14 protein-coding genes are annotated in these 16,376 nt (G+C 65.6%); 13 read left to right on the top strand and 1 reads right to left on the bottom strand.

The genetic code is table 11. From position 1 onward, the window contains the following. Positions 1-9: 9 nt before the first annotated feature. The 8 genes from ACEN9P_RS08390 to ACEN9P_RS08355 all read left to right on the top strand — a co-directional run bounded on the left by ACEN9P_RS08390 (position 10) and on the right by ACEN9P_RS08355 (position 10,868). Positions 10-543, top strand: coding sequence for a metal-dependent hydrolase (locus ACEN9P_RS08390; RefSeq protein WP_477662470.1), 534 nt, complete (start codon positions 10-12; stop codon positions 541-543). Further along, a complete protein-coding gene (gene glyS / locus ACEN9P_RS08385) occupies positions 540-2,645 on the top strand; it encodes a glycine--tRNA ligase subunit beta (RefSeq protein ID WP_495621687.1) in 2,106 nt (701 codons plus the stop codon). Before ACEN9P_RS08390 ends, glyS begins: the two co-directional genes overlap by 4 nt. Before the next feature lie 23 nt (positions 2,646-2,668). After that, entirely contained in the window at positions 2,669-3,241 is a 573-nt protein-coding gene (gmhB, locus tag ACEN9P_RS08380) for a D-glycero-beta-D-manno-heptose 1,7-bisphosphate 7-phosphatase (RefSeq protein WP_007874956.1), read from the top strand. A gap of 63 nt (positions 3,242-3,304) precedes the next feature. Beyond that, positions 3,305-4,051: a lysophospholipid acyltransferase family protein gene (locus ACEN9P_RS08375; protein ID WP_495621686.1), complete on the top strand. Its 747-nt coding sequence runs from the start codon at positions 3,305-3,307 to the stop codon at positions 4,049-4,051. Positions 4,052-4,090: 39 nt separating this feature from the next. Next, a complete protein-coding gene (locus tag ACEN9P_RS08370; protein ID WP_495621685.1) occupies positions 4,091-5,110 on the top strand; it encodes a M48 family metallopeptidase in 1,020 nt (339 codons plus the stop codon). A gap of 158 nt (positions 5,111-5,268) precedes the next feature. Then, positions 5,269-5,709: a response regulator gene (locus ACEN9P_RS08365; RefSeq protein WP_074579839.1), complete on the top strand. Its 441-nt coding sequence runs from the start codon at positions 5,269-5,271 to the stop codon at positions 5,707-5,709. A 58-nt stretch (positions 5,710-5,767) separates the two neighbouring features. Then, positions 5,768-10,072, top strand: a complete 4,305-nt coding sequence (locus ACEN9P_RS08360; RefSeq protein WP_495621684.1) for a PAS domain S-box protein — start codon at positions 5,768-5,770, stop codon at positions 10,070-10,072. A 154-nt stretch (positions 10,073-10,226) separates the two neighbouring features. Continuing rightward, a complete protein-coding gene (locus ACEN9P_RS08355) occupies positions 10,227-10,868 on the top strand; it encodes a response regulator (RefSeq protein ID WP_477662465.1) in 642 nt (213 codons plus the stop codon). 122 nt (positions 10,869-10,990) lie between these two features. Here the strand turns inward: ACEN9P_RS08355 and ACEN9P_RS08350 are convergent, their stop codons facing one another. Then, positions 10,991-12,079, bottom strand: coding sequence for an MBL fold metallo-hydrolase (locus ACEN9P_RS08350; protein ID WP_495621683.1), 1,089 nt, complete (start codon positions 12,077-12,079; stop codon positions 10,991-10,993). 112 nt (positions 12,080-12,191) lie between these two features. Between ACEN9P_RS08350 and ACEN9P_RS08345 the strand changes: the two genes are divergently transcribed. Genes ACEN9P_RS08345 through ACEN9P_RS08325 form a run of 5 tightly spaced genes read left to right on the top strand, consistent with a single transcriptional unit; the run spans position 12,192 to position 16,370 of the window. Continuing rightward, positions 12,192-12,596 (top strand): MerR family transcriptional regulator, encoded by a 405-nt coding sequence (locus ACEN9P_RS08345; protein WP_477662463.1) that lies wholly within the window; start codon positions 12,192-12,194, stop codon positions 12,594-12,596. 26 nt (positions 12,597-12,622) lie between these two features. Then, entirely contained in the window at positions 12,623-13,816 is a 1,194-nt protein-coding gene (locus ACEN9P_RS08340; RefSeq protein WP_495621682.1) for a serine hydrolase domain-containing protein, read from the top strand. Between the two features lie 59 nt (positions 13,817-13,875). Then, positions 13,876-14,319: a PaaI family thioesterase gene (locus tag ACEN9P_RS08335; protein WP_495621681.1), complete on the top strand. Its 444-nt coding sequence runs from the start codon at positions 13,876-13,878 to the stop codon at positions 14,317-14,319. A 42-nt stretch (positions 14,320-14,361) separates the two neighbouring features. Next, positions 14,362-15,543, top strand: a complete 1,182-nt coding sequence (locus tag ACEN9P_RS08330) for an isovaleryl-CoA dehydrogenase (protein WP_495621680.1) — start codon at positions 14,362-14,364, stop codon at positions 15,541-15,543. Between the two features lie 32 nt (positions 15,544-15,575). Next, positions 15,576-16,370, top strand: a complete 795-nt coding sequence (locus tag ACEN9P_RS08325; RefSeq protein WP_495621679.1) for a hypothetical protein — start codon at positions 15,576-15,578, stop codon at positions 16,368-16,370. The last annotated feature ends 6 nt before the right edge of the window (positions 16,371-16,376 follow it).

The raw sequence follows: 16,376 nt of genomic DNA, 5'->3' as shown, positions 1-16,376 counted from the left end.
CCGCACCCGATGCCCACCATCTTTTCCCATATTGCCGTTCCCATCGCCGCCGCCGTGGCTCTGGGCAGCAAGCGGATACCGCCCTCCATGTTGGCGGCGGGCATGGTCGCGGCCATTCTTCCCGACTTTGACGGCATTGCTTTCAAGCTCGGCATCCATTACGGTGGTATCTGGGGCCACCGCGGCTTTACCCACACCCTGGGCTTTGCGCTCCTCGCTGGCCTGATTGGCGCGTGGCTGGCGCGGCACTGGAAACTGGCGCCGTGGCAAGGTTATGCCTGGATAGCACTCTGCATGTTTTCGCACCCGTTGTTGGATACCCTCACCAATGGCGGCGTGGCCATCCCGCTCTACTGGCCCCTCTCTGAACAGCGGTTTTTCAGCCCCTGGCGGCCCGTAGAGGTTTCTCCGGTCTCTTTTTCCCGATTTTTCACGCAACGCGGCGCCGACGTGTTGCTCAATGAAGTCCAAACCATCTGGCTGCCGCTGATGGCCGCGGCCCTGGCTATTTTTGCGCTCCGACATTCCCGAAAAAACCAATGAACGCTTCCCAAAACCTTCTCGTAGAACTGTTTGTCGAAGAACTGCCGCCCAAGGCGCTCAAAAAACTCGGTGATGCCTTTGCCGGCGTGCTGTTCGAGCAGCTCAAGGCCCAGGGCCTGACGGCCGATGCTTCGGCGCTCACCGCCTTTGCCTCGCCGCGCCGCCTGGCCGCGCATGTCACGGCGGTGGCCGCGCAGGCCGCCGACAAGGCCGTTTCGCAAAAACTCATGCCCGTGGCCGTGGGGCTGGATGCCTCCGGCAATGCCACGCCCGCGCTGCTCAAAAAGCTGCAGGCCCTGGGCGCCGACGCGTCGGCGGTCGCCGGCCTCAAGCGCGCGCCCGACGGCAAGGCCGAGGCGCTGTTCTACGACAGCACCGTCAAGGGCGCGACCTTGGCCGAGGGCTTGCAAAAAGCCGTGCTCGAAGCGATTGCCAAACTGCCGATCCCCAAGGTCATGACCTACCAACTGGCCGACGGCTGGAGCGACGTGAAGTTTGTGCGCCCGGCGCACGGCCTGGTCGCGCTGCACGGAAGCACCGTGGTGGCCATCGAGGCGCTGGGCCTGAAGGCCGGCAACAGCACGCACGGCCACCGCTTCGAGGCCGCCGTGGATCCGGTCGTCTTGAAAGACGCCGACAGCTACACCGCGACCTTGCAAAAAGACGGCGCGGTGATCGCCAGCTTTGCCGCGCGCAAGGCCGAGATCGCCAGGCAACTGGCGGCGGCCGCGGCCAAGGTCGGTGGCGGCGTCAAGGCGATTGAGGACGACGCGCTGCTCGAGGAAGTGACAGCGCTGGTCGAGCGCCCCAATGTGCTGGTCTGCGAGTTCGAGAAAGAATTCCTCGGCGTGCCGCAGGAATGCCTGATCCTCACGATGAAGGCCAACCAGAAATACTTCCCGCTGCTCGACGCCGCGGGCAAGCTCACCAACAAGTTCCTGGTCGTCAGCAACATCAGCCCCAGCGACGCGAGCGCGGTGACAGGCGGCAACGAGCGCGTGGTGCGCCCGCGCCTGGCCGACGCCAAATTCTTCTTTGACCAGGACCGCAAAAAAACCCTGGCTTCGCGCGTCGAAGGCCTGGGCAAGGTGGTTTATCACAACAAGCTGGGCACCCAGGGCGAGCGCACGCAGCGCGTGCGCGCGATTGCCGAGGCCATCGCCAAACGCCTGAATGCCGATGTGGCCGGCGTGCAGCGCGCCGCCGAACTGGCCAAGACCGACCTGGTGACCGACATGGTCGGCGAGTTCCCCGAGCTGCAGGGCACCATGGGCCGCTATTACGCACTCAACGACGGCCTCAGCGCCGACGTGGCCGACGCGATCGAGGATCATTACAAACCGCGCTTTGCCGGCGACGAACTGCCGCGCAACACCGTTGGTGTCATCGTCGCGCTGGCCGACAAGCTGGAAACCCTGGTCGGCATGTTCGGCATCGGAAACCTGCCGACCGGCGACAAGGACCCGTTCGCGCTGCGTCGCCATGCGCTGGGCGTGATCCGCATGCTGGTCGAGAAAGACCTGCCGCTGGGCTTGGCCGAACTGGTCGAAAGCGTGCAGCCGGTGTTCGGCGACAAGATACAGGACGCCTCCGTCGCCCTGGTTGATTTCATCTACGACCGCCTGGCCGGCTCCCTGCGCGAGCAGGGCTACAGCGCGCAAGAGGTTGATGCCGTGCTGGCGCTGCGCCCCCAGCGCCTGGGCGACGTCGCCAAGCGCCTGGCCGCCGTGCGCGCTTTTGCCGCGCTGCCCGAAGCGCCGGCCCTGGCGGCCGCCAACAAGCGCGTCGGCAACATCCTCAAGAAGGCCGAAGGCACGGTAGCCGCCGCCATCAAGCCCGAACTGCTGCAGGAAGCCGCCGAGAAATCCCTGGCCGAGGCCCTGAAAACCGTCGCGCCCAAGGCCGAGGCGGCTTTTGCGTCCGGCGACTACGCGGCTTCGCTGCAGGCGCTGGCCGCGCTGAAGGCGCCCGTCGATGCCTTCTTTGACGGCGTGATGGTCAATGCCGAAGATCCGGCGCTGCGCGCCAACCGACTCGGCTTGCTGGCCACCCTGCACCAGGCGATGAATCGCGTGGCTGACCTTTCCAAGTTGGCAGCGTAAGCTTCCAGGCAAAGGCAAACACCATGAAACTCGTCATCCTCGACCGCGACGGCACCATCAACAGCGACAGTGACGACTTCGTCAAGACGCCGGACGAATGGCTGCCGCTGCCCGGTTCGCTGGAGGCGATCGCGCGGCTCAACCACGCGGGCTGGCATGTGGTGATCGCGTCCAACCAGTCGGGCCTGGGGCGCGGCCTGTTCGACGTGGCCTCGCTCAACGCCATGCATGCCAAGATGCACAAGATGCTGGCCGCCGTTGGCGGCCGTATCGACGCGGTGTTCTACTGTCCGCACAGCCCCGAGGAAAGCTGCACCTGCCGCAAGCCCTTGCCCGGCCTGTTCGAGCAGATAGGCGCGCGCTTCGGCGTGCAGCTGGCGGGCGTGCCCACGGTCGGGGATTCGCTGCGCGACCTGCAGGCCGGCGCCGCGGCGGGCTGCGAGCCGCACCTGGTGCTCACCGGCAAGTCGGCCAGGTACCGGGCCGGCGGCCAGCCGGAAGGCCTGCCGGCCGGCACCACGCTGCATGCGGACCTGGCGGCTTTCGCCGATTTCCTGCTGGAACGCAGCGCCCGGCCGCTGCCGGTGGCCATCTGAACCCCAAGCCCGCGGAACACTTTTTCGCCTCTTCGCCCTGACCTGATAGCCGGAACCCCCGCCATGCCTTTCATCCGCTCCGTCCTGCACCTTCTGTGGATGGCCGTCACGGTCGTCCCCTGGGCCATCTTCGTCATCATCGCCTCGGTCTTCGTGAGCGGCACCACCATGTACTGGATGTGCGCGGGCTGGCTGCGCGTGGCGGTCAGCGGCGGCACCTTCATCCTGGGCATCAAGAACCGGGTGAGCGGCATGGAAAACCTGCCCACGGGCGAGACCAGCGCCGCCGTGCTGCTGCTCAAGCACCAGAGCACCTGGGAGACTCTGTGCATGCCCACCCTGATGCCGCACCCGCTGGCGTATGTCTTCAAGAAAGAGCTGCTGTATGTGCCTTTCTTCGGCTGGGCCATGGCGCGCATGGACATGATCCACATCGACCGCAGCCAGCGCGCCCAGGCCTTCAACAAGGTCGTGGTGCAGGGCAAGCGCCTGATGGCGCAGGGCACCTGGGTCATCATGTTTCCCGAAGGCACGCGCATCCCGCGCGGCCAGAAGGGCGTTTACAAATCCGGCGGCACGCGCCTGGCGATCGAAACCGGCGCGCCGGTGATCCCGATTGCCGTCACCTCGGCCAAATGCTGGCCGCGCAAGGCCTTTATCAAGACGCCGGGCATTGTCGACATCTCCATCGGCAAGCCCATCCCCAGCGCGGGCCGGCAGCCGGACGAGCTGATGCGCGAGGTGGAGGCCTGGATAGAGTCCGAAATGCGCCGGTTGGACCCCGAGGCCTATGCCGCCGCCAATACCTGAGCAGTGCCTGCGCCTATCATCACGCCGCGCTAAACTGCCATGATGCAACGGCTTCTCCAGTTCACGCTCGACCTGTTTGACGCCCATCCCGCGCCGCCGGCCCGCGCTGCAAACCCGAAAAGCGCAAAACCGCCGGCAAGGCCGCGGCCTCAAAAACCGCCCACTTCCACCCCGCGGCCGCCGGCGGCTCCCGAACCCGAGTTCATCGGCCCGCAGCTGCCCGCCCAGACCCTGCAGCAGGCCCTGGCCCCGGCCACTTTCCGCCATCCGCGCGCCACGCGCGAGGCGGTGCTGGACGGCATCCTGGTGGCCTACGAATTCCGCCGCGGAAAACGCAAGACCATAGGCTTTTCAGCCGGCGCCGAGGGCCTCACGGTGAGCGCGCCCAAATGGGTGCCGCTGTATGAAATCGACAAGGCCGTGCTGGAAAAATCCGGCTGGATACTCGCCAAGCTGCAGGAGACCCGCGAGCGCCACCAGCGCATGGAGTCCGCGCGCATCGACTGGAAGGACGGCACCACCCTGCCTTTCCTGGGCGAGCAGGTGATTGTGGTGATAGACCCGCGGCACGCCTTCGGCGGCGTGGGCGCCGAACTCAAGACCCGCGCCACCGAGGTGCTGCTGCAGGGCAACGAGGGCGCGGCCGGCGACATGCTGCCCGGCGTGGCGCAGATGACGCTACACGTGGGCCTGCCCCACAACGCCTCGGCCGAGCAGATTCGCGATGCCGTGCAGGCCTGGCTGATGCGCCAGGCCAAGCGCATCTTCATCGAGCGGCTCAACCATTTCGCGCCGCAGCTCGGTGTGCAGTGGCACAAACTCAGCCTGTCCAGCGCCGGCACGCGCTGGGGCAGCGCCAGCGCCGACGGCTCCATCCGGCTGAACTGGCGGCTGGTTCATTTCCGGCAATCGGTGATCGACTATGTGGTGGTCCATGAACTGAGCCATTTGCGTGTCATGGACCACAGCCCGCGTTTCTGGGACACCGTGCGCACCATCGTGCCCGATTACGCCGAATTGCGCGGCCAGCTCAAGGACGAAGCGATTCCGCGCTGGTAGCTGGGGGAGGGCGCCAAGGCGGCGCAGGGCAAACCCTTTGCCGGGGCTGAATCGGCGATAACAAAGTAGTACAGCTTGGCGTTACTTGTTAATATGACAAAAATATCAAAAATGCCAAAAACACCAGGGACTTGATGTCGTACCTCCAAAGCACTTCCATGAACGACAAGCTCATACTCGTAGTTGAAGACAACCCCGACCACCTGGAGCTGACTGTCTTGACTCTGGAGGAGCAGGGCGTGACGGCCGAGATCGCGGTCGCCCGCGACGGTGTGCAGGCGCTGGACTACCTGTTCGGGCAGGGGGCCCACGCGGGGCGCGACACGCAGCGACAGCCCTCGTTCATCCTGCTGGACATGAAGCTGCCCAAGCTCTCGGGGCTGGATGTGCTGCGCGGCGTGCGCGGCAACCCGCTCACGGCCCTGGTGCCGGTGGTCATGCTGACGTCCTCCAGCGAGCGCTCCGACATCGTGGCCTGCTACCAGGCCGGCGCCAATGGCTTTGTGCGCAAGCCTGTCGATTTCGGAGACCTTACGGAAAAACTCCAGCGGCTCCAGGCCTATTGGCTGGATGTCAATGAATCGATCGCGGCCGGTTGATACGCCCGCGGGGCGGGCCGCCTGTGCGGCCCGGGCGGGCTCCTGAGCGATGGCCGCGATGAAGGTTCAGATCACGCTGCGGACCCGCCTCGTCATCTTGGTGCTGGCCGCGATTGTTCCGCTGTTCGGCCTGTCCATCTTCAAGGCCGTCTACAACGCCGACGTCGCCGTCGAGCGGGCCATGACCGACCTGCAGTTCGCGGCCTCGCTGGCGGCCTCCAACCAGCAGCAGCTGGCCGAGACGGCGCGCCAGGTGCTCACCGCCGTCGTCCATGCGCCCGAGCTGCTGAGCGGCGAGGACGGCAAGACCGTCAAGGGCGGCAGGGGCGGCCGCTGCGACGCCTACCTGGTGCAACTGAACCGGCTGTTCCCGCTGTATGCCAACCTGGGTGTTGTGGGCATGGACGGCCGGGCCCTGTGCAACGGGATTCCCAATTCGACGCTGAACTACCTGGGCGACCGGGCCTATTTCCGCGAGGCCGTGGCCCGCCGCGAATTCGTGACCGGCGAATACATCGTGGGCCGCGCCACGGGCATACCCTCCATCACCTTCGCGCTGCCCCTGCTGGACCGCGAGGGGCGGGTCGTGGTCGTGGCCTATGCCTCGGTCGACCTCGGTGAAATGGCGAAGACGGCGCTGAGCATCCAGCTGCCGCCCGGCGCCGCGCTCGGCATCCACGACCGCAACGGCGTGCTGCTGGCCGGGAAACCGGCCCTGCCCATACGCGTGGGCCAAAAAGCGGCCAGCCCGGTATTGCGTGAGGCGGTCAAAACCCTGAGGACGGGCACCGCCGACGGCCCGGACGGTGCAGGCAAGCGCCGGCTCTGGGCCTTCATGCCCAGCAGCAGTAATGTGGGTGAGGCGTTTTTTGTGGCGGTCAGCCTGGACCACAACCTCGTGGTGGGCGCCACCCAGCGGCAACTGTGGCTGGAGCTGGGCGTGCTGTCCCTGCTGGCCTTCCTGAGCGGCTTGCTGGCCTGGATGATGGGCGGGCGCGCCATCGTGGTCCCCACGCGCAACATCCTGGAGGCGACCCGGCGCATCCAGGACGGGCGGCTGGACGTGCGCATCCCGGTCACATCGTCCGACGACGGCGGGGAATTCTCCCGGATCGCCGAAGGCTTCAACCGCATGGCCGAATCCCTGCAGAAGCACCGCGGGGCCCTGGAGGCGGAACTGGCGAACAGCGAAGCCATCCAGCACAGGCTGCAGGACGCCCAGCGCCTGGGGCGCATAGGCTATTGGCAGCTTGACGTGCGCAGCGAAGAGACCTGGTGGTCCGATGAGGTCTATGACGTGCTGGGAGTGGACAAGGCGACCTTTGCCACAAACCGCAATTCGTTTTTGCAGCTGATTCATCCCGCCGACCGCCAGGACTTCAAGGCCAGGCGCGACGCCGCCGTGGCGGCCGGCCTGCCGCTGGACGTCGAGTTCCGCATCATCACGGCCGCCGGCGAGCTGCGCTGGATCCACCTGGTGGGTCGCGCCCATGGGCCGCAGGATGGCCCGCCGGGCCAAGGGCCGCGCCGCTCCGGCGTGCTCCAGGAGATCACCGACCGCAAGCAGGCGGAACTTGAAATCGCCCGCGGCACCGAGTTGCTCAACCGCACCGGCGAGCTCGCGAAAATCGGCGGCTGGGAAGTCCAAGTCGACACCATGGCGCCCTACTGGTCCCAGGAGATCTACCGCATCCATGACATGGAGCCCGGGGCCAGGCTCAGCATAGGGCAGGCGATCCGGTCCTATGCGCCGGAAGCGCAGCCCATCGTCAGGGCCGCGGCCGAAGCCGCCTTTCGTCACGGCACGCCATGGGACCTGGAGCTGCCGCTCATCACCGAGAAAGGCCGGCGCATCTGGGTGCGCACGCGCGGCCGCGCGTTGCAGCGGGACGGCAAGGTCGTGAGCCTGGTCGGCGTGCTGCAGGACATCACCGAGCAGCACCAGGCCCAGGAGCACCTGCGGCTGCTGGAGTCCTGCGTCGCCCGCCTCAACGACATCGTGCTGATCACCGAGGCCGGGCCGATTGACGAGCCGGGCCCGCGCATCGTTTTTGTCAACGATGCGTTCGAGCGCCGCACCGGCTACACCCGCGAGGAGGTGCTGGGCCGCACGCCGCGCCTGCTGCAGGGCCCCAAGACGCAGCGGGCCGAACTGGACCGCATACGCGGCGCGCTGCAGGCATGGCAGCCGGTGCGCGCCGAACTGATCAACTACACCAAGGACGGCCAGGAGTTCTGGCTGGATCTGGACATCGTGCCCATCGCCGACGCCAAGGGCCGGTACACGCACTGGGTGGCGGTCGAGCGCGACGTCACACAGCGCAAGCGGGCCGAGCAGGCGCTGATGGACAGCGAGCAGCGCTACGCCGCCCTCTTTGAGATGGCGCCTGTGCCCATGTGGGTGTTCGACGTCGCCACCTCGCGTTTCCTCAACGTCAACAAGGCTGCGGTCGACAGCTACGGCTACTCGGTGGAGGAATTCCTGGGGATGACCCTATTCGACATCCGGCCCGAGGCCGAGCACGCGCGCCTGGAGCGCGCGCTGAGCGACAACTCGGTCGAGAGAAAAGGCTCCTGGCAGCACCGCCGCAAGGACGGCTCCATCTTTTCCGCCCATGCGGTGTCGCGGCCCATCCAGTACGCCGGCGTGCCCGCGCGCTTTGTACTGGCAATGGACGTCACGGCCCAGCTCAAGGCCGAGCGCGACGTGCAGGAGCACCTCTTTACCCTGCAGCGCGCGGCCGACGCCGCCCAGGCCATCACCTGGCACCAGACGCTGGAAGGCACCATGCATGAGGTGGCCGAACAGGCCCGGGGCGTGGTGGGCGCCCACCAGTCCATCGTCAGCCTGACCGTGAACAGCGACTGGAAGCAGGCCATCAACGCCCTGTCCCTGTCCGACAAATACGCGAAGTACCGCGACCTCATCGAGCCGCCCGACGGCACCGGCATTTACGCCATGGTCTGCCAGACCAACCGCTCCATGCGCATGACCCAGGCCGAACTCGAAGCCCATCCGCGCTGGCGCGGCTTCGGCAGCTATGCCGACAAACACCCGGCCATGCGCGGCTGGCTGGCCGTGCCGCTGACCGGGCGCGACGGCCGCAACATCGGCCTGCTGCAGCTGTCCGACAAGTACGAAGGCGAGTTCACGCAGCAGGACGAATACGTCGCGCTCGAGCTGGCCCAGCTGGCGTCCATCGCCATCGAGAACGCCCGCCTGCTGGAGGAAGTCAGCCAGCTCAACACCGGGCTGGAGCGCAAGGTTGCCGAGCGCACGCTGGAACTGGAGCGCCAGCAGGCCTTGTTCCGCGGGCTGGCCGAGCAGGCGCCCCAGGTGGTGTGGACCATCAATCCCGACGGCGCGGCCACTTACTTCAACCGCGCCTGGTTCGAACTGGTGGGCGGCAAGCTCGAGGACTGGACCGGCACGCAGTGGTTCTCCGTCATCCATCCCGAGGACCTTCCCGAGGTCAAGGCCACCTGGGAGACCGCCAGGGCCACGCAGACCCAGTTCATGGGCATACGCCGCGTGCTGGCCCGCGACGGCAGCTGCCACACCATGTCCTACCGCGCCTCGCCCGTCATCGACGAGCAGGGCCGGGTGGCTTTCTGGGTCGGCATAGACGCCGACATCACCGAGATCAAGGCCATCGAAGCCGCGCTGCGGCTGTCCAACCACGAACTCGAGGCGTTTTCCTATTCCGTGTCGCACGACCTGCGCTCGCCGCTCAACACCGTGGACGGCTTCAGCCGCCTGCTGGCCAAGCAGCTGGGCACCAACGCCGGCGACAAGGTCTCGCACTACCTGGCGCGCATCCAGGCCGGGGTGGCGCAGATGGGGCAGCTCATCGAAGACCTGCTGTCGCTGGCGCAGGTCTCGCGCGCGCCGCTGAGCAACAAGTCGGTGGACCTGTCCGCGCTGGCGCACAGCATCATGGACGACTGGCAGGCGCGCGACCCGGACCGCAAGGCGGTGATCACCATCGAAAAAGGCCTGAGGGCGCACGGCGACGCGCGCCTGGTCCGCGTGGTCATGGAAAACCTGCTCGGCAACGCCTGGAAGTTCAGCTCCCACGAGGGGGTGACCGAGATCACCGTCGGCCACACGCAGGACGCCGCGGGGCTTCCGGTGTACTTTGTGCGCGACAATGGCGCCGGTTTTGACATGGCCTACGCCGACAAGCTCTTCAACCCCTTCCAGCGCCTGCACGCAGCGTCGGAGTTTCCCGGCACCGGCATAGGCCTGGCCACCTCCAGCCGGGTCATCAAACGCCACGGCGGCAGGCTGTGGGCGGAGTCCTCGCCGGGCCATGGCGCGACCTTCTTCTTCACCCTGCCCAAAACCCCGCACACCTCTTGATGTGTCCTGATGTGACGCAATGTGTCTTCGGCGGGATTAATTACCGTGGTTGAAGTCTGTTTTAACGTCTTTTCTGCTGTTTTTACTAGGGTTTAATACATCGAATTGATTAAAATGCGAAAAATGCCAAAAACAATCCTTTACGAGACTGATCATGCGTGAACCCAAGTCTTTCGAGGCCGCCATCACCGCTTCGGATTTCTCGAGCGAGGATTACTGCGGCACCAGCTACGCGGCCAAGCTGCTGGGCCTGTCTGTCGCCACCGTGCAATCGCTGGTGGAAAAGGGCGAGATCGAAGCCTGGAAAACGCTGGGCGGCCATCGCCGCATCGCGCTGCAATCCATCAATGCCTACCTGGCCAAGAACAGCCCGCAACTCTCGCGGGCCGACACCGACCCCAAGCACCGCCTGCGCGTGCTGATGGTGGAAGACGACGAAAACACCCGCGAGTTGTATCGCTGCCAGTTCGAGGACTGGGACCTGCCGGTCGACTGCACCTGGATGCCGTCGGCGCTCGAAGCCATGATGGACATCGCGAGCATGCGGCCCGACCTGCTGATCACCGACCTGTCCATGCCCGGTGTCGACGGCATCGAAATGCTCAAGGCCTGCAAGCGCAACCTGCAGCTCGCCGACATGCAGATTGTGGTCATCAGCGGCCTGGCACCCGAGGCCGTCCAGGCCCGCGGCGGCCTGCCGCCCGAAGCCCATTTGCTGCAAAAGCCGATCAACTTTGACTGGCTGCATGGTTATGTCACGGCCTTGGTCACGGCTAATCGCAAGTGGAGACACTGACTGTGAGCCCCCACGCTTTTCACTTCGCCTTCGGCTGCGTGTAATGCGCTGCCCCCCGAGGGGGCCGCCCGCCTGTGGCCCGGCAAAGCCGGTTCCACGGCTCATGCTGGTGTGGGGAGCCGCTAAATCGCTTCGGCTGTTACGCTGAACCGGTAAATACCGTCGGCATCCAGCCGGCGCGCAAGCTTTTTCTGGAACCACAGCGCATGCAGATGCGCCACCGCTTCGCCCATGGCAAACGTCGTCTCGTGCAGGTCCAGCTTGCGGGGGAACATGATGGGCAGGATGTCGGCGGCGCTGCAGGGGGCTGCTTCGCAGGCCTGCATGACTTCGGCCAGGCGGTCGCGGTGGTGGTCGTGCAGCTGGCCTACGCGGATGTGCAGGCCGCGAAACGGTTTGCCGTGCGAGGGCAGCACCAGCGTGTCCTTGTCCAGCGGCAGGAACTTGTCGATCGAGTCCAGGAACAGCGTGAGCGAGTTGGCTTCGGGCTCCAGGTCGTAGACGCTCACATTGGTGGAAATGCGCGGCAGCACCATGTCGCCGCTGATCAGCGTGTCCAGTTCCTTGCAGTGCAGGGCGATGTGTTCAGGCGCGTGGCCGTAGCCGCTGATGCAGCGCCAGTCGCGCCCGCCTATGCGCAGCGTCATCCCGTCCATGATGCGCACATAGCTGGCCGGCACCGCGGGCACCATGCCCGGGTAGTAGCTGGCGCGTCCGCGGATTTTTTCGATGGCCTCCGGGTCGACCAGGCCGTGCGAGGCAAAAAAGCGCGCCGCGCTCTCGCCGCCGAAACCCGTGGTGCTTTGCGAGCCTATGCGCGCCGAGTGGTAATCGGTGGCGCTGATCCATAACCTGCAGGACCAGCGCTCGCACAGCCAGTACGCCAGGCCGATGTGGTCGGGGTGCATATGGGTCACGATGACGCGCAGCACCGGCAGGCCTTCGAGCTGCGTAGCGAAAATCTCCTCCCACTGGGCCTTGGACTCCTCCCGGCTGATGCAGCAGTCGACAATGGTCCAGCCCTGGATCTTGGCGCCCGCCCGGTTCGGGTCGTCCATCTCGTCGCGCAGCAGCCACAGGTTGATGTGGTCCAGCGCGAAGGGCAAGGCCATGCGTATCCACTTCACGCCGGGTGCCACTTCCAGCGCCCCGCCCGAGGCGGGCAGGGTGTCGCCGAAGGGGTAGTGCAGTTGCTGTTCAAGGAGGTTCATGGCAATATTCACGGTATATTTGACGTTTACGTAAACGTCATATTCAGCCATTGTAGGGACCGCGCCTGTTTCGCGCTGTCGCCCCCGTTTGCACAGGACTTCACCCACCACCATGGCCACCACTTACACCATCAGCGACCTGGCAAAAGAGTTCGACCTGACCACGCGCGCCATGCGGTTCTACGAAGACATGGGCCTGCTGCAGCCGCTGCGCGAAGGGGCGGGCGGCCGCAACCGCGTCTACACCGCGCGCGACCGCACCCGGCTCAAGCTCACGCTGCGCGCCAAGCGCCTGGGCCTGTCGCTGACAGAGGCCAAGGAAATCATCGACATGTACGACAGCCCGCGCGACACCGGGCCGCAGCTGCGCAAGTTCCTCGCCATCCTGGCGCAGCACCGCGCACAGCTGGAGGAGCAGATGACCGAGCTGCAGGGCAACCTCGAGGAGGTGAAAACGCACGAGCGCGAGGCCAAGGCGCTGCTGGCGAAACTTGAGAAGGCGAGGCAGGCGGCGTAGCGGTGGCCTGCTTTGCGACTAGCCCCATGACGATGGATTCCCTGCGCCGCGCGGCCCTGGTCCTGTTCGCGGTGGGCCTGCCCGCTCTCGCGGCGGCCCAACAAGGCTGCACCGGTTCATTCCTCAACCCCCAGCAGCGATTTCCGTTCAACGAAGCGCGGGCGGCCGGTGCGCCGGCGGTGTTCGGCCAGGGCCTGCCATTGGAGAATGTGACGTATCGCGTGGCCGGGGATCCGGAAGCCCATTCGCTCGAGGAGTACCTGGCCCGTTTCTGCACGACGGGACTTCTCGTCTTGCATGAGGACCGGATCGTCTATGAGCGATACCTGCAGGGAACCGGCGCCCAGGATGCGCTGCTATCGGCGTCCATGTCGAAGACGATCCTGTCGCTGCTGGTCGGCGTGGCGGTCGCGGAAGGCAAGCTGACGCTGGGCACCACCGTCAGGCAGGTCTTGCTCGGCTTCGAAGCCAGCGCATTTGCCGACGACACGGTGGAGGATCTGCTGCGGATGGCCACCTCGGCCAAACTTCATGCCGCCTACGGGGCGGGCGCGATATCGGACAACCGCGCGACCGACCCCACCGTCTCGCCGCGCCAGAGCATGCGGCGCTACCTGCAGGAGAAGACGGACCGATCGCCCGCCGGCAAGGCCTTCAGCTACAACGGCGCGGTGACCGCGTTGCTCGGCCTCATGCTGAGCGAGCGTACCGGCATGAGCAACACCGCGTATCTCGAGGACAGGATATGGTCGCGCCTCGGGGCCGAGGGCAGCGGCTTCTGGATCAAGAATTTTCACGGCGAGGAGGGCGTTCAAGGGCAGTTCGCCGCGCGCCTGCGCGACTACGGCCGGCTGGGGGCGCTGGTGCTGAACCGGGGGCAGGCGGCAGGCGGGCAGCTCGTGCCCGCCGCGTGGGTCGACGAGATGGTTGTGCTGCGGCCGGACAAGCCGCAGCCCAAAGGGGCCCCGTTTTATGGGTTGCACGTCTGGATACCGCAGGCGGCCGGCGGCCGGTCTTTTTTCTGGGGCGTCGGCGGCCAGAATATCTTTGTCGATCCCGTCGCTCGCATGGTGATCGTCCATACGGGTAATTCGCGGGAAGCGCAATTTGCCGGCGACGCGCATCTCTTTCCTCTTCGGGACGCGATTGCACGGACGCTCAGGTCGCGCACGAGGCTTTCGCAGCCCTTGGACAGTTCCTCCACCAGCAGGCATAATTGACGTTTACGTAAACGTCAATTCAACGGAAATCATCTTCCGCACGTTCAAAGGGCTTTTTCATGGACGCACCCGCCGCCCCCTCCGCGCTGTTCCGCCGCATCGAAGCCAGCTTTTTGCGCCAGGGCCTGATGCAGCACCTGGGCGCGCGCTTGCTGCGCGTGGAGCCGGGCCTGTGCGAAGTGGCGCTGCCCTGGTCGGACAACGTGACCCAGCAGCAGGGCAGTTTCCACGGTGGCGCCATGGGCGCACTGGCCGACATCGCCGGTGGTTATGCGGCCCTCACCGTGGCCGCGGAAGATTCCGAGGTCACCACGGTCGAATACAAGATCAATTTCATGGCCGCCTTCCGGGACGGCGAGCTGCGCGCCCTGGGCCGCGTCGCCAGGGCCGGCAAGCGCATCATCGTCACCACCGCCGAGGTCACGCACTTCGCCCCGGACGGCAAACAAAGCGCCTGCGCCCTGATGCAGCAGACCCTGGTGCCGGTGCCCAAGACCTACTGATCCACCCATCCCCACAATCCAGCCTTCAAAAGGACGCCCACCATGACCAACATGCCCGGACTCAACTTCATGCTCGGTGAAGACATAGACGCCCTGCGCGACGCGGTGCGCGAATTCGCCCAGGCCGAGATCGCCCCGCGCGCGGCCGAGATCGACCGCAGCGACCAGTTCCCCATGGACCTTTGGCCCAAGATGGGCGGGCTCGGCGTGCTGGGCATCACCGTGGGCGAGGAATACGGCGGCGCCAACATGGGCTACCTGGCCCACATGATCGCCATGGAAGAGATCAGCCGCGCCAGCGCCTCCGTGGGCCTGTCCTACGGCGCGCACAGCAACCTCTGCGTCAACCAGATCAAGCGCAACGGCAGCGACGAGCAGCGCAAAAAATACCTGCCCAAACTCATCAGCGGCGAACATGTGGGCGCGCTCGCCATGAGCGAGCCCGGCGCCGGCAGCGACGTCATCAGCATGAAGCTCAAAGCCGAGGACAAGGGCGGCTACTACCTGCTCAACGGCAGCAAGATGTGGATCACCAACGGCCCCGACGCCGACACCCTAGTGGTCTACGCCAAGACCGAGCCCGAACTCGGTGCGCGCGGCGTCACCGCCTTCCTGATCGAAAAAGGCATGAAGGGCTTTTCCGTCGCGCAAAAACTCGACAAGCTCGGCATGCGCGGCAGCCACACCGGCGAGCTGGTCTTCAACAATGTGGAAGTCCCCGCCAGCCAGATCCTGGGCGGCCTCAACAGCGGCGCCAAGGTGCTGATGAGCGGGCTCGATTACGAGCGCGCCGTGCTCACCGGCGGCCCGCTGGGCATCATGCAGTCCGTCATGGACAGCGTCGTGCCCTACATCCACGACCGCAAGCAGTTCGGCCAGAGCATCGGCGAGTTCCAGCTCATCCAGGGCAAGGTCGCCGACATGTATACCGTGCTGCAGGCCGGCCGCGCCTTTGCCTACACCGTCGCCAAAAACCTCGACATGCTGGGCACCGACCATGTGCGCCAGGTCCGCAAGGACTGCGCCTCCGTCATCCTCTGGTGCGCCGAAAAAGCCACCTGGATGGCCGGCGAGGGCCTGCAGATCCACGGCGGCAACGGCTACATCAACGAATACCCGCTGGGCCGGCTCTGGCGCGACGCCAAGCTCTATGAAATCGGCGCCGGCACCAGCGAAATACGCCGCATGCTCATAGGGCGCGAGCTGTTCGCCGAGACCATGTGAGGCCGGTGTCCATGCCGGTGATACATCAGAGCGTGAAATGGGTTCTTGTGCTCGCGCTTGCCGCGCTTCTCGGCGCGTGCGAGAAAGATGAGCCCCTGCCCAACAACGCCGCGTCCGTCGAAGCGGACGCCAGCTTCGAATGCCCTGTTCCCGAAAGTCTGCGGGGAAAGGTGAGCAATATTTTTGTGGAAGGCTCAAGAATCGGGGAGCCGAGCGGGAACGAACTCGCCCTGGAGGGCAGTTTTGTGGCCTACACCGTGGGCCTCACCTTGCAGGATGGCTCCAGCGCCAGCATCCAGCTTGAGGACACCATGAATTTCAGTGCCAAAGGCCTGGCGCATCACACGGCGTGCGAGCAGTTCAAATGGAAAAGCCTGGGCAACCTCACCCTGTTTGAATATACCCACGGAGGGGGAAACCCCTATCCCGCCCAGCAGCTGATGTATTCGCGCGGCGCCACCCCGAACTTCAAGGACCTGCACGCACTTCTCGGCAAAGATAGCCCCGGCTTTTTTGAAAGCCAGGGCGAGCGCTGCCTGGCCGGGCTGGTCAAAGGCGACGGTGAAGTGCAGCGATGGTGTTACCAGGATGGCAAGCTGCACCTCACCCGCAAGATGCTGGATGCCTCGGTTGCCGGCAGCGAGTACCGGTTTGTCTGTGATTTCTCCGGCGAAGGCCCCTTGCTGGTCGACGCATCGATCATGAAAGCAGCCGGGCCGGACCGCAGCCCGCCGGGGGCCGACAGCGACCAGCTCGCCACCGATTTCAGGGAAAAATGCCTGGCCGAAAAATCGCTTTTGAAGCCGAAGGCCGTCGATGAAAAATGATTTCAG

This window comes from Polaromonas sp. Polasp52 (genome assembly GCF_059491565.1).
Note: the sequence above shows the minus strand (reverse complement) of the source record. Positions and strands in the feature narration are given on the sequence as shown.